Annotated in this window: 14 protein-coding genes; 6 read left to right on the top strand and 8 right to left on the bottom strand. The window is 36.9% G+C overall.

All coding sequences use genetic code 11. The features are described 5' to 3' along the window. Positions 1-255 precede the first annotated feature (255 nt). Positions 256-837, bottom strand: coding sequence for a tRNA-(ms[2]io[6]A)-hydroxylase (locus RUH60_RS08005; RefSeq protein ID WP_313807164.1), 582 nt, complete (start codon positions 835-837; stop codon positions 256-258). Positions 838-905: 68 nt separating this feature from the next. Here RUH60_RS08005 and RUH60_RS08000 point away from each other — a divergent pair, with 68 nt between their 5' ends. Next, positions 906-2,144: a glycosyltransferase family 4 protein gene (locus RUH60_RS08000; RefSeq protein ID WP_313807163.1), complete on the top strand. Its 1,239-nt coding sequence runs from the start codon at positions 906-908 to the stop codon at positions 2,142-2,144. Here the strand turns inward: RUH60_RS08000 and RUH60_RS07995 are convergent. Next, the gene (locus RUH60_RS07995; protein ID WP_313807161.1) at positions 2,141-2,584 is read right to left on the bottom strand and encodes a DUF4268 domain-containing protein; all 444 of its coding nucleotides are present in this window, start codon (positions 2,582-2,584) and stop codon (positions 2,141-2,143) included. The genes RUH60_RS08000 and RUH60_RS07995 overlap by 4 nt on opposite strands. Positions 2,585-2,658: 74 nt before the next feature. On the opposite strand from RUH60_RS07995, the gene RUH60_RS07990 reads away from it, so the two are divergent. Together RUH60_RS07990 and RUH60_RS07985 are read left to right on the top strand one after the other, a co-directional pair. After that, the gene (locus RUH60_RS07990; protein ID WP_313807159.1) at positions 2,659-3,297 is read left to right on the top strand and encodes a CoA pyrophosphatase; all 639 of its coding nucleotides are present in this window, start codon (positions 2,659-2,661) and stop codon (positions 3,295-3,297) included. 56 nt (positions 3,298-3,353) lie between these two features. Beyond that, positions 3,354-4,169 (top strand): lysophospholipid acyltransferase family protein, encoded by an 816-nt coding sequence (locus RUH60_RS07985; RefSeq protein WP_313807157.1) that lies wholly within the window; start codon positions 3,354-3,356, stop codon positions 4,167-4,169. Positions 4,170-4,200: 31 nt separating this feature from the next. Here RUH60_RS07985 and RUH60_RS07980 read toward each other — a convergent pair whose 3' ends face one another. Together RUH60_RS07980 and RUH60_RS07975 are read right to left on the bottom strand one after the other, a co-directional pair. Beyond that, complete coding sequence (locus tag RUH60_RS07980; RefSeq protein WP_313807155.1) at positions 4,201-4,842, bottom strand: hypothetical protein; 642 nt, start codon at positions 4,840-4,842, stop codon at positions 4,201-4,203. A 12-nt stretch (positions 4,843-4,854) separates the two neighbouring features. Further along, positions 4,855-5,349 (bottom strand): sigma-70 family RNA polymerase sigma factor, encoded by a 495-nt coding sequence (locus tag RUH60_RS07975; RefSeq protein WP_313807153.1) that lies wholly within the window; start codon positions 5,347-5,349, stop codon positions 4,855-4,857. Between the two features lie 263 nt (positions 5,350-5,612). On the opposite strand from RUH60_RS07975, the gene RUH60_RS07970 reads away from it, so the two are divergent. Continuing rightward, complete coding sequence (locus tag RUH60_RS07970; RefSeq protein ID WP_313807152.1) at positions 5,613-6,917, top strand: NAD(P)/FAD-dependent oxidoreductase; 1,305 nt, start codon at positions 5,613-5,615, stop codon at positions 6,915-6,917. Positions 6,918-6,940: 23 nt separating this feature from the next. Here the strand turns inward: RUH60_RS07970 and RUH60_RS07965 are convergent, their stop codons facing one another. Next, a complete protein-coding gene (locus RUH60_RS07965) occupies positions 6,941-8,002 on the bottom strand; it encodes a DUF3810 domain-containing protein (protein ID WP_313807150.1) in 1,062 nt (353 codons plus the stop codon). A 100-nt stretch (positions 8,003-8,102) separates the two neighbouring features. On the opposite strand from RUH60_RS07965, the gene RUH60_RS07960 reads away from it, so the two are divergent. Both RUH60_RS07960 and RUH60_RS07955 read left to right on the top strand, forming a co-directional pair. Next, positions 8,103-8,387, top strand: a complete 285-nt coding sequence (locus RUH60_RS07960) for a (2Fe-2S) ferredoxin domain-containing protein (RefSeq protein WP_313807148.1) — start codon at positions 8,103-8,105, stop codon at positions 8,385-8,387. A gap of 89 nt (positions 8,388-8,476) precedes the next feature. Then, positions 8,477-9,937 carry an aminoacyl-histidine dipeptidase gene (locus tag RUH60_RS07955; protein ID WP_313807146.1) on the top strand — a complete coding sequence of 487 codons (1,461 nt, stop codon included), beginning with the start codon at positions 8,477-8,479 and terminating at the stop codon, positions 9,935-9,937. 72 nt (positions 9,938-10,009) lie between these two features. Here the strand turns inward: RUH60_RS07955 and RUH60_RS07950 are convergent, their stop codons facing one another. The 3 genes from RUH60_RS07950 to RUH60_RS07940 form a co-directional block, all read right to left on the bottom strand. Then, the gene (locus RUH60_RS07950; protein ID WP_313807144.1) at positions 10,010-11,206 is read right to left on the bottom strand and encodes a PepSY-associated TM helix domain-containing protein; all 1,197 of its coding nucleotides are present in this window, start codon (positions 11,204-11,206) and stop codon (positions 10,010-10,012) included. Positions 11,207-11,282: 76 nt separating this feature from the next. Then, complete coding sequence (locus RUH60_RS07945; RefSeq protein ID WP_313807142.1) at positions 11,283-13,475, bottom strand: TonB-dependent siderophore receptor; 2,193 nt, start codon at positions 13,473-13,475, stop codon at positions 11,283-11,285. Positions 13,476-13,658: 183 nt separating this feature from the next. After that, on the bottom strand, positions 13,659-14,171 hold the full coding sequence (locus RUH60_RS07940) for a DUF6265 family protein (protein ID WP_313807140.1): 513 nt from the start codon (positions 14,169-14,171) through the stop codon (positions 13,659-13,661). Positions 14,172-14,297 lie beyond the last annotated feature (126 nt).

Raw genomic sequence — 14,297 nt, 5'->3', positions numbered from 1 at the left:
CCTTTCTTTTGAGAATCCTCATCATTAATTTGATGGGGATTTTTTGTTTTATATATGTTTGATTAAAGCAGATTCTAAATTAATTGAAAATGTTTTGATTTAATGAGTTTGCGTGAGGGATGGAAGTGGCATCCTTTTTTGCTAGAACAATGGTTATAGTATGGTAAATCGTTCCGCAAAAAAGATAGAACGGACAGCCCGACCCTTGCGGGCACGCAATAAAAAAACAATCCTAATGAATTGTTTTTTAGTAGTTTATCCGTGTATAGTTTCTGTTTTGCCGTACTTGGCAATGACAGTGGCTTCGAATTCTAACCATTCCTTCCAGCGTTTGTCAACGTCTACTTTTCCGGCATATTGTTTGGCAAATTTCAAAAATGTGGTGTAATGACCAGCTTCGCTCACCATTAAATCATGGTAGAATTTGGCTAATTCCTTGTCTTCAATATTTTGAGATAACACGCGGAAACGTTCACAACTGCGAGCCTCAATCATAGCAGCGAAAAGTAAACGTTCAATTAAAGCGTCTTCTCTGCTACCGTCTTTTTTACAAAATTTCACTAAATCATTTACATAATCGTCTTTGCGTTCGCGCCCTAAAGTTAAGCCACGTTCTTTAATGAGATTGAGAACCATTCTGAAATGCTCCATTTCTTCGATGGCAATGTTGGTCATTTCTGCAACCAATTCTGGTTTTTCAGCGTTGTTGATGATGATATAAATAGCATTGGACGCGGCTTTTTGCTCGCACCAAGCATGATCAGTCAGAATTTCTTCAATGTTTGACGCTACGATATTTACCCATCTTGGGTCAGTTGCTAACTTTAAACCTAACATTTTGTAAAAATTTATACAAAAATAAGGTCTTTTTTGGATTATTTGGACAATGAAACCTATTTTTGAGGATGCAAAAACCAATACTTTTAATTCTTAGTTCTGTTTGGGTTGAGCCCAATTCTTCAGCTGCTGGTGGAAGAATGTTGCAGTTGATTGAATTGTTTCAATCGATGGATTATAGCGTGGTTTATGCGAGTACAGCTTCCGATTCTGAATTTGCAAGTGATTTGTCTGAACTAAATGTTGCAACAAAATCAGTTGCAATTAATGATAGTTCTTTCGATGTTTTTCTGAAGGATTTGACTCCTGAAATTGTCCTTTTTGACCGTTTTATGGTGGAAGAACAGTTTGGTTGGCGTGTTGCAGAACATTGTTCTAATGCTGTTCGTGTTCTCGATACAGAGGATTTGCATTGTCTTCGGGACGCAAGAAAAACAGCTTATAAAAGAGGAGTAGTTTTTGAAAATGCAATGTTGTTTTCAGATGTTGCCAAAAGGGAAATTGCCTCGATTTTCAGAAGTGATTTAACCTTAATGATTTCCGAATTCGAAATGGATTTGTTGCAATCGTTTTTTAAAGTTGATCAACAATTGTTGCACTATTTGCCGATTTTGGTTGAAGAAACGATTCTTGAAAATGTAAGTCCGTCTTTCTCAGAACGTCAAGATTTTGTTTTCATTGGCAATTTTCTGCATGAACCAAATTGGAATTGCGTTCAGGTTTTGAAAACTGAAATTTGGCCGGAGCTAAGCAAACAATGTCCAGATGCGAAGCTGTTGATTTATGGCGCATATCCTTCACAAAAAGTATTGCAATTGCATAATCCGAAAGAGCGTTTTTTTATTGAAGGTCGAGCGGAAAGTGCGGAAGAAGTTATCAAAACGGCTAGAGTTTTGTTGGCACCAATCCGATTTGGCGCAGGAATTAAAGGGAAACTTTTTGAAGCAATGCTGTATGGAACGCCTTCGGTTACCACTTCAATCGGTGCGGAAGCCATGAGTGGAAATTATGAATGGAACGGGAAGATTGCCAATGACAATCAGGAATTTGTTCAGGCTGCAGTTGAGTTGTATTCAAATGAAGTGATATGGACAACTGCACAAAAGAATGGTTTTGAAATCATCAAAAATCGGTTTCTAAAAAAATCTTTTTCGTCTGATTTTACCAATAGAATTGAGGATTTAAAAGCCAATTTAGAAATTTACAGATATCAGAATTTCATCGGAGCAATGTTACAACATCATACAATGCAAAGCACGCGGTTCATGTCAAAATGGATTGAGACGAAGAACAAAAGTAATTCTTAAGTGTTGATTTCTAAATCGCTGATGTAATCCTGATATTCGTAAAAGAAGCGTTCAAAAGCGTCCATGTTTTCGTAAAAGAACTCGAAAATGGTCTCCCAAGTTGCTTTGTTGTTTAAACTGATGCCGGTTAATTCTACCCAAATTCGGCTGTTGATGTAACCGTTATCCAAATAGAAGTTGCGTTCAAAAATAGCTTCAGGTAAGTATTCTTCCAGCAAAATGGTTTTTAACGATTCGATTTTCTCGTAATAGATTTTTCGCTTTTCGTCGTCGCGACTTTCAATATCGATTAAAACCTGCGCTTTTTTATTGTCTACATAAAACTTAAAAGAGAAGTCTTTGATTTTGGTATCATACAAAAGCCACTTTCTAGGATAGGTTTCCGCAAAATTGGTCCAAAATTCTTTTTTGATTCGTAGTGCTTCCTCTTTGCTGAACATATTCTTGCGTAAAAGTTTGTTAAAATTAAATTTAGCGGTAACTTTAATGTTTGTACCAAAATTTTTCAGAAATAATGGAATTTCAAGATTTCCTAAAATATGTTCCAAAAATAGAAAAAGAAAAGTTACTTTCCGTAGAAGCGCATACGAAAATGGCACCTTTGGAAAGAATTTCTTCTTTATCCAATACTGATTATCTTGAAAAGAATCCTAAAAAAGCAGCTGTGATGATGCTGTTGTATCCGAAAGACAATTTGGTGCATTTAGCGTTAATCGTTCGGAATTCGTATCCCGGAATTCATGCTTCGCAGATCGCTTTTCCCGGTGGTAAAGTAGAGCCTTCCGATCCGGATTTACAGTTTACCGCTTTACGCGAAACCCACGAGGAAATAGGCGTGAGACCAGATGTCGTTGAAGTGGTAAAGCCATTCAGTGAGTTGTACATTCCGCCCAGCAATTTTCTGGTTTCTCCCTTTTTAGGATTGGTGCATCAGGAAATTAAATTTATCCCAAGCCCTCACGAAGTAAAAAGGGTTTTAGAATTGCCGCTAGAGCAGCTGTTAGACGATAAAATTATCACTCAGGTCAAAATGTCCACTTCATATGCTCATAATATCACGGTTCCGGTCTTTAATGTGGATAAATATGTGGTTTGGGGTGCTACAGCTATGATGATGAGTGAACTGAAAGAAACCATCCGAAAAGTGCTCTGAAAGAAAATATTGTTTAAATTTGCACCTCATTTTTTGTAACCAAACAGCTAAAAAACATGGGATTATTCAAAAGAAATCCTTTCGGTCATATATTATTCTTAAAAACTTGGTTGATTCGAATTTTCGGAGCGCTTACCCATAGACGTTATCGTGGTTTTAATCAATTGCAGATTGACGGTTCCGAAATTATCCGTTCATTACCAGATAGAAATGTCTTGTTTATCTCCAATCACCAAACCTATTTTGCCGATGTGGTGGCGATGTTTCACGTTTTCAATGCCAGTTTAAAAGGACGTGAAGACAACATTAAAAACGTATTGTACCTTTGGAATCCAAAACTGAATATTTATTACGTCGCAGCCAAAGAAACGATGCAATCCGGATTACTTCCAAGAATTTTATCCTACGTTGGTGCAATTACCGTGGAAAGGACCTGGCGTGCCGGTGGAAAAGACGTAGCCGAAAACGAGCGCAAAGAAGTCAACTTCAACGATACTGAAAACATTAAAATTGCCCTTTCAGATGGTTGGGTAATCACCTTTCCGCAAGGAACAACCAAATCGTTTAAACCGGTTCGAAAAGGAACGGCTCATATCATCAAACAGCACAAACCAATTGTGGTTCCCATTGTAATTGATGGTTTCCGTCGTTCGTTTGATCGTAAAGGTTTGCGCTTGAAGAAGAAAGGCATCTTACAATCATTTATCATCAAAGAGCCTTTAGAAATTGATTATGACAACGAAAGCATTGATGAAATTGTAGAAAAAATCGAGTACGCTATTGAACAACATCCATCCTTCTTAAAAGTAATTCCACAGGAAGAAATTGATGAAATGGAAGAATTAGACAGACAGCGTCAATGGAACTATTAGAATAAAAAAAGCGGCTTTTAAGCCACTTTTTTTATAAATCTATCTTTTTGAGTTCTTCGTAATTTTTGTGTAATCGTCTCAGTAAGAATCCATAAATTAATCGGTAGAATAACCAGAATAGTACAAAGAAAACTACAAAGAAAATAAACGAAAACCCTATTAAAATTATCCAAAACAAAGTGTTGCTTCCGTCTCCGGCTGATTTTGCAATAATTTCATTAATACGATTGTCGTATTTAAAAGTAGCGATCATAATAATCAGAAACGTGATTCCCATTACACCTAAATTATACCAAATATAATATTGAACGGTTTTGCGGGTTTTGAGAATACTTTTCATTAGTGATTTTACATTCGCAGTAGTATTGATGTTTCTGAAATTCTTGTAAAACAAAAAGATAAATCCAACAATGACCACATAATTAATAACCGTGAAAACCATCATCAATGTGTCGATATGATAATGTTCTAACGTTTTAATATAGTTTTCATCAGCCGTTAAAATACTGATAGTGCTCCACAAAATAATTTCCAATACACTAATAATGAAAATCCACTTCACAATAGAAGACGACTTCTTATGCAACATCGCATAAATCTCCTGCTCCGAAACTTTCGGAAACTGGCTGTCGTTTTTCTTCCAGTCTTTTTTTAATAAATCTAACTCGTCCATATTTCCTGCTCCTTACGGATTTACTATTTTCTTTAATTTTCCTTTGATTCGGTTCATTTTTACCCTTGCATTCACCTCGCTAATTCCTAGTGTTTCGGCTATTTCGGTGTAATCTTTGTCTTCCAGATACATGAAAACCAAGGCTTTTTCGATGTCGTTCAGCTGATGAACCGCTTTGTATAACAACTTGATTTGTTCTTCCTCTTCATAATTGTATTCGTCGTGGCTGAACTTGTGAATCTTACTGTCAAACTCAATTGTACTTACGGTTTTGGTTTTCTTTCGATACAAAGTAATGGCGGTGTTCAGCGCAACGCGATACGCCCAAGTAGTGAATTTGGCTTCCCCACGAAACTGTGGAAACGCTTTCCAAAGCTGAATGGTAATTTCCTGAAACAAATCCTTATGCGCATCCTCATCAGACGTATACAACCTACAAATCTTGTGGATGATGTTCTGATGCTCCTGCAATTGCGAAACAAAGGATTGCTCTAAACTCGAATTCATAAACGATTAGTGTTACTTCTTCACAGAATGTTACAAAGTACAAATTTTTATTTTTTGAAGCCCGGCAATTGGCGTGTTTTAATTGCAGTTCCCGCTGTACGCTTTACAAGGTGCCGCTTCCATCGGAGCTAGTTTCCAGCGACAAGGTGTTTTTTAAAGTTTTTGATTTTTGATGTTAAGGATAATCACAATAAATACTTAATTCGCACAAAATCTTCAGCATTCTTTGTACCTTAGCTACTCAGTAACTCAGCTACTTAAAAATGAATATTCCCCGTTCTAGTTTCCCGCGTGTAGTCATCATCGGTGGTGGCTTTGCCGGAATTACCATAGCCAAAAAGCTAAAAAACAAAAAACTTCAGGTCGTTTTATTAGACAAACACAATTATCATACGTTTCAGCCTTTATTGTATCAGGTGGCAACAGGTGGTTTAGAAGCAGGTTCCATTGCTTATCCCATCCGAAAAGTGGTTCAGGAATATCAGGATTTTTACTTCCGTTTGGCCAATGTAAAAGAGATTGATACGGTAAATCAGAAAGTTTTGGCCGATATCGGCGATTTGCATTACGATTATTTAGTGATTGCTACCGGTTCTAAAACCAATTATTTCGGCAACAAAGACATCGAGAATTATAGCATGGCGATGAAAACGATTCCGCAATCGCTCAACATCCGCAGTTTGATTCTTGAAAATTTTGAACAAGCAACGTTAACCAACGATATCGCTGAACGTGACGCCTTAATGAATTTCGTCATCGTAGGCGGCGGACCAACCGGAGTAGAATTAGCCGGAGCATTAGCCGAAATGAAAAAGGCCATTCTTCCCAAAGATTACCCTGATTTAGACATTCGTAAAATGGGGATTCATCTGGTTCAAGGAAGCGACCGACTTTTAGATGCAATGAGCGTGAAATCTTCCGAAAGTTCAGAGAAGTTTTTGCACAGTTTAGGAGTAAGCATCTGGAAAAACGTTCGGGTAACCAATTATGACGGAAGAACCATTACGACCAATTCCAATTTAATTTTTGAAACCGCTACCGTAATTTGGGCGGCAGGAGTAAAAGGGGCTTTAATTTCAGGTTTACAAAGCGATGCTGTAATTGAGCGCGCCGATCGTATTAAGGTAAACGAATACAATCAGGTTTTAGGGTACGATAATATTTTTGCGATTGGTGATATTGCTTCGATGGCGTCTGAAAAATATCCGTACGGACACCCGATGATGGCGCAACCGGCCATCCAACAAGGTGATACGTTGGCGGAAAATATAATCAGAAAGTTGAACAACAAACCAATCAAACCTTTTGAATACAATGACAAAGGCTCAATGGCAACCATCGGACGCAACAAAGCCGTAGTCGATTTACCAAAAATGCATTTTCACGGTGTTTTCGCATGGTTTGTGTGGATGTTTGTGCACTTATTTTCCTTAATCGGGTTTAAGAATAAAGCTGTGGTTTTGATGAATTGGGTATACAATTATATCAAATTCGATAGGGAAGGCCGACTGATTATCCGACCATACAAAAAGAAAAACATTCAGAGTTTTACAACCGATGAAATTTAATAGAAAGAGCTTTAGTTGAAAAATTAAAGCTCTTTTGTTTTATAATAATTTACCATCAAATTCACGAATTTGCTGTAGCTTTCCAAACCGTCTTTTTGCTGGTTGATTTTTAGAAATTTGTCGTAAAACTGATGAAAAATCACATCGATAAACGTTTGATGACTGTCCCAGAAATCCTGCGTTTCCTGGAAATTTTTCAGGATTCCGGGATGGATTTGCGGCAATAGTTCTTTAGTCGAGCCTTCTTCAAAATTCTCCAAATTGCCCAAACAATAACGTAGTGCATAGGAATAACCACAGTATTGAAGGTGTTTGTCATCGTTGTGAATTGTCGCCATGAAACCAACAAAATTCGCTTCACTTTCCGAACCGATTCCAATCTGATGTGACATTTCATGCGCTGTAGTTACCACAAAATTGTGTTTCGGAACCAAATTGTTTACTTGAGCTTCATTAGTAAACGGATTCAGATAACCACCAAAACCCATATAAGTTAAAGGCAAACTCAATAACGAAGGTTTTACAGATGGTTTGGAATATTGCAAAAAAGAAAATTCTTTCTCCAAATTCGCATAACCGTTTTCCGTCATTTTAAAAATTTCTTCTTCCGAATACGGAATTACAACTTTAACAGAGTCATTTTGAACTAATTCCGAATGAAGTGCATTCGTTTTAACAATGAGCTGCTTTGTAAAAATCAGTAAATCTTCCTGCGAATATTCTCTTTCAATATTCAGTTTTTGATGCATCGGCACTCGTAAATAATTTAAAGCCCAAAGGAAATTAAACAGAAAGTAGAAAATGGATACAAAACTGATTAATGTCAAAAAATTCGATTTCCATTCGACTTTCCAGGTTTTTCGTTTTTTCCAAAACCATCGCAGTAAAAGTGAAATTGCAATTAGATAAATTATATCACCAATAGAAAAGGGTAACCAACCAAAAATGGTTCTGGAAATTTTACTCAGAATAGGGTAAAAACCAGTGCTGTAGAATCGTTCCACTGTTTCAGGGAAAAAGGAAAGAACTTTCAATCCAATAAATTGAATAAGGAGAAACAGCGGTAGAATCAGTTTACGATGCATTAGGTAAATTTTGCTAAAGATAAAAAATGTTAATTGAATGTAGGAATGAAAGACTTGTCGTAAATTTGTAGGATAAACGAAATACTTAAAATTCAGACCAATGAAGAAGTTAGAGATGCGGAAGAACGTCATCCTGTTTTGCGACGGGAGCAAATGCGGAAAAGATAACAAACACAACCGCAAGGTATTTCGTGGCCTTATCAAACAAACCGATATGAAAGGCGAAGTGGAGCTAATCAAAACCCATTGTACCGATAACTGCAAATGCGCTCCGGTTATTGGTTTTCAGCCGGATAATGTTTGGTATGGCGAAGTTTCCGAGAAAAAAATTCCGCAGCTTTTTGAAGAGCATATCGCACACGCCAAATTGCTCAATCACGAATAATTCTTTGAGAAAATGCATGGTTTTAAGTCGCTAAAACTTTGTAACTTTGAAGCTTTGTGAAAAAACAACAACAATTTTAATTTAAAAATATGAGTCAGGAAGTTAGAAATCTTGAGCCAAAACAGCTTTGGAATAAATTTGCCGATTTGAATGCCGTTCCGCGTCCGTCGAAAAAAGAAGAGCGCGTTATTGCTTTTATGATGGAATTCGGTAAAAACTTAGGTTTGGAAACCATCAAAGACGAAGTAGGAAACGTAATCATCAAAAAACCGGCTTCGGCAGGTATGGAAAACCGTAAAACTATCGTGATGCAGTCGCATTTGGATATGGTACACCAAAAAAACAACGATACCGTTTTTGATTTCGACACACAAGGCATTGAAATGTATATCGATGGAGATTGGGTTCGCGCCAAAGGAACAACTTTAGGAGCCGATAACGGTTTGGGAGTGGCAACTATCATGGCAATTTTGGAAAGCAAAGACATCAAACATCCGGCTATTGAAGCCTTATTCACTATTGATGAGGAAACGGGAATGACAGGTGCAATGGGTTTAAAAGGCGGCTTGCTTGACGGTGAAATCCTTTTAAATTTAGATACAGAAGAAGATGATGAAATCGATATCGGTTGTGCTGGTGGTGTTGATGTAACAGCGGTTCGTTCCTACAACGAAGAAGAAACTCCGGAAGGTTCTGTTGGTTATACCATTACCGTAAAAGGCTTGAATGGTGGTCACTCCGGCATGGACATCGACAAAGGTTTAGGAAACGCCAATAAAATCATGAACCGATTGTTGTTCGACGGATTTGAAAACTTCGGTTTACAGATTGCAGAAATCAACGGAGGAAGTTTACGCAACGCGATTCCGCGTGAAAGTGTTGCCAAAGTAATTATTGCCGGAATGTATGACGAAGCTTTCGTATTCGACATGCAGGAAGTAATCAATGATATCAAAGCCGAATTCAAAACCACCGAGAAAAACCTAACTATCGAAATCGTAAAATCGGATTTACCTTCAAAAGTAATGGATTTAGGCGTTCAGGAAGGTTTGTTGCGTTCGATTTACACAGCTCATAACGGTGTTTACAGAATGAGTGCTGATATGGAAAACTTGGTAGAAACTTCCAACAATATTGCTCGCGTAGTGGTGAAAGATGGAGAAATTTCTATTCAGAATTTAACACGTTCATCAGTAGAATCGTCAAAATTTGACTTAGCTAATGCCTTGCGTTCGGCTTACGAATTATTTGGATGTGAAGTAACCTTTGCTGGTTCTTACCCAGGTTGGACACCAAATGTAAGTTCGCCAATTTTAGACGTTTTAACTTCAATCTACGAAAAGCAGAACGGTTCAAAACCACATGTGGTAGCTTGTCACGCCGGTTTGGAGTGCGGAATTTTAGGGACCAATTATCCTAAAATGGATATGATTTCCTTCGGACCAACCATCAAAGGAGCGCACAGTCCGGATGAAAGAGCGTCAATTTCTTCGGCTCAGAAATACTGGAAATTCGTAATGGAGATTTTGGAAAACATTCCGATGAAATAGTTGTCAGTAATCAGTTGACAGTATACAGTAAAAAGGCTTTTCAAATCTGAAAAGCCTTTTTTATTATAAGAATTATGCTTGCTGTTTTTCTTTCTTCTTTTTATTATTTCGTCCCCACCAAACCAAAAATCCGGTAACCGGTAACGAAGCACAAACCAAACTAAGGATAAAAGCTAGAATTTTTCCGGGTAATCCTAAAATGGCGCCAATGTGAGTATCGTAATTCGCCGCAATAGCTTTTTCACCCAAGTTTTTATCTTTATGGTCGTGAATGTGTAACAATTCTCCAGAATTTTCATCGAAAATCAAACTATGGTTGATATGGTATGAATATGATAATTGTTTTACAAAAACCGAATAGTTTGGATGTTCGTGATCGTCAATATGCGGATGACCAAAATCTAGCGAATAACCATAAGCATCAGGGTACAATTCTTCCACTTTTTTACCGATTTTATCAAGTGTGGTTTCGGTTCTGATTTCGATTGGTGCTTTGGTGGTAATGTGGTCAAAATTCGGATAATTTGTATCGCCGCCAGAAAACACGACGTAAATCATCGCCTGAATAAAAAAGAACGAGTAGTACAATCCGGTAATCGCAACAATCAAAGCCAAGAAAGAAGCGTAGAAACCTAAAATATTGTGCAAATCGTAGTTCTTGCGTTTCCAGTTTTTTACATTTTTCCAGTTGAACCAAAAGCGTTGTTTGCGAGCGGCTTTGTTCTTCGGCCACCATAAAATAATTCCTGAAATCAGCATGAATACGAAAATCAAAGTCGGAATGCCGCAAATGTATGCGCCCCATTCGGCTCTTAGTAAAAAACTATAATGGATGGATTTCACAATGTTGAAAAAATCGCGGGTTTCGTCATAAATACCAAGAACTTTTCCATTATAAGGATTGACGTAAACTGATTTGTAGATGACATATTCGTCAAAGAAGTTCCAGGCTTTCGGATTGTGTTCGTAGTAATAAAAAATATAACTGTTTTTTTTGTCAATCGGAACATTCACCCAATGTATCGGATATTTTTCCTGAGTAAATTCGTTTACTTTTTGTTCTAAAACTTTTAACGGTAAAACAGATTTGGTTTCAATATTGGCTTCGTTGTGGTACATGGCATCTTTCCTAATCGAATCGGTAATTTCCGCCTGAAACGCATACAATGCTCCTGTAATCGAAATGATAAAAACGAAAATACCGATGCTTAAGCCAAACCATAAATGCAGTTTCCCGATTGCACCTTTAAACCCTTTTTTCTTGCTCATGTTAATGGACTTATTATAAAGTGTAAAACTCCCCACCGAAGCAGGGAGCTTAATTAAACTAAACTAAAATAAATTATTAGAATTTATATGTTAACCCGGCGGCTACGTTTCTTAAGCGCTGTGGCGTAACGGTAGACCAACCTGAATAATATTTTTCGTTGAACATGTTGTTTAATTTCAAGGATAAATTGAATTTACCTGTGTTGTACGAAACTGATGAATTCAAAATCGCATAGTTTGGCAATTCAAATGTTCCGATGTTCGATCGATTCAGAATTTTGAATTCGCTGGCATAATTTCCTCCTAAACCGAAACCAAGTCCTTTTAGTTTTCCGTTTTGTAGCGTGTAACTAGCCCATAAGTTAACCAACGTTTCAGGACCTGCTTCTTCCGGACGCATTCCTAAATAACCACCATCAGGGTGATCTTTGGTAACTTCACTGTCGTTATTACTGAATCCAGCCACAATGTTTAAACCATCCATTGGGTTAGCAATAATACTTACTTCGATTCCTTTGCTTTCAACTTCACCGCCTTGTACCGAGTTTAAAGGATTCTCAATATCAGTCATCAGTTTGTTTTTCACTTTGATATGGTAGTAACTTACCGATGCAGAAATTCTATCTTGATATAAGTTGGTTTTAACTCCGAATTCAAATTGATTCGCATGCTCCGGATCAAAAGTTCGTGTTCCTAATGGGGTTCCGTCCATTGCATACACATCTGTTGGTGCGACGTTCATGAATCCGTTCATATAGTTTCCGAAAACCGATAATTTGTCTTTAATCGGTTGGTATACAATTCCGAATTTTGGGGAAAAAGCAGTTTGTCCTTTGTTTTCTGTTGAGTAGGTGTTTGTTCTTCCTTCAAAACGATCCACACGTAAACTGGCCATAGCAGACAATTCCGGTAGAATATTAAAAACATCAGATACATAAGCACTATATACTTCTGTTTCTGCTTCAGCAAGTAGGGAATAAGATCCGGCTAATACGTTGTCTACACTTGCTTTTGTTAATGGTGTGTCTACCAAATCGCCATCAGGGTTTAACCATTTATCTGTTCCGTTTACTAAAGAAACAGTTCCGAAGCCTACCCAACCTGGGCTCGCACTCATAATGGTAGATTTGTAATAATCCAATCCGGCAACAACACGATTTCTCATATTGCCAATTTTGAAATCTCCGATGAAATTCTGTTGAATGTCAGTAGCATACGTTTCTCCATTAGCTTTTGAAATGAATCTTGTGAATTCATCACCATTGGCAGAATCCCATAAATAGGAATAATAGCCGTCAGTTTTACTATTACTTCTGGAAAGGACAGTTTGCGAAGTCCAGCTTTCAGATAGTTTGTAAAACATTTGCGCTTGAAGATTGAACGTTGGATTGCTTATTGATAATTCGTTTGAATTGAATGACTTTTTATAGTTTTTATCGAACAAATCCATCGAATCAAAAGACAATGGTGCATAACGGCTCAAGAATATCATTGGAGCATTTGCTGCTTCATTTTGTGTGAATTCCGTATTGATTAAAAATGATAAACGATCATTTACAGTATAGCTTAATGAAGGAGCAATAAAGAACGATTTGTTAAATCCAGTGTCCTGAAAACTACCTTCTTTTTGAAACGCTGTTGTAACTCTTAATAAAACGTTGTTGTCTTTAGTTAAAGGAGTGTTGAAATCGGCAGTAACACGGTCTAAACCATACGTTCCGGCTGCGTATCCGATTTCACCACCAAATGTGTGGTAAGGTTTTTTTGTAACGATATTAATTAAGCCACCATAAGAAATTAAGCTGCTTCCGAACAACGTTCCTGAAGGTCCTTTAATTACTTCGATATTGTCAACATTAATCGGGTCAATTTTTCCGTTATTGATTCCTGGAAGTCCGTTAATCATCGTGGGCTGAACCGCGAATCCTCGCATAGAATAGAATTCAGCTCCGTCGGTTCCACGACCAGTTGATTCCCACAAACGGGTAACTCCAGTGGCATTTTTTAAAGCGTCATTAAAATTGGTAACTACTTGTTCTCTAATTAATTCGGAAGAAACTGTGTTGTATACCTGAGGATTTTCAATATCCTTTAAAGGCATTTTGGATACCGTAGTACTTTTTTCTCTTTTGAATTTATTGGTATTACCATTAATAATAATTTCTTCAATTTTTTTAATGGAATCATTTTTTGTTTGTTGCTTTTCTTCTTGCGCACTCATTTGAGTACTTAGTAGTAAAACAGAAATGGGGATAATAATTTTTTTCATGTTTTTATTTAGAATAAATTAAAATAAAATTCTTTGCAAAACTAAAATGCGGAAAATTAGCCCGCAAGTTTTATTTAGACTTATTTTAAATAAAATTTGTGATATTTTTATTATTAATTGATTGTTAGTGTTTTACGAAATAAAAAACCCTCGCTTTGAACGAGGGTTTCTGTTTTTTTTGAATTATTTTTTCTTCATCGGGAAGCTTTCTTTACTTTCTTTTCCGTTCTTCATTCCGGAAATTTCAGCAACTAAACTATCGGAAGTTATTTTTCTATACGTGATTTTTTGAGGAAAATCATGCTTTGGATTCTCAAAAACCAATTCGTCTTCGGTGATGCTGGTAGCTTTAAAAGAAACCATTTTGCCATCATTTTGATTTGAAACTTTGGTATTGTAGAACAAGCTGTCCTTAACTTGAGTGATTTCAATTTTTTCGGAAAACATGGTGTCAATCTCAACCGTGAAATGTGTAGCTCCACTTAAAGTACTATCGTTTTTAGAACTCCAGATTTCAGTTAAGTTTCCTTCTTTATTCCAATTTCTCCATTCGCCAACTAGCCAGTTTGCTTTTTGCAATTCGCTATAGGCTTTGGTTTCGATCTCCTGCGGCTCTCCGTACTGTGCGGAACTTTCATTTCTCTCTTTACACGAAACAACTGCAATTGCAGCTAAAAGGATAGTAATTTTTTTCATTTATTTTTAGGGTTATTTAACGGGTTAAAGGTATATAAAACGTTAATTAATTTGCAAAAAAATATGATGGGTTTTTCAAAGGTTTTTTCAACCGATTTTTTTCGTAATTTTGCACATCCAAAATAG

It is taken from the genome of Flavobacterium sp., assembly GCF_032153895.1.
Lineage (GTDB): Bacteria > Bacteroidota > Bacteroidia > Flavobacteriales > Flavobacteriaceae > Flavobacterium.
This window is presented reverse-complemented; position numbering and strand designations above follow the sequence as displayed.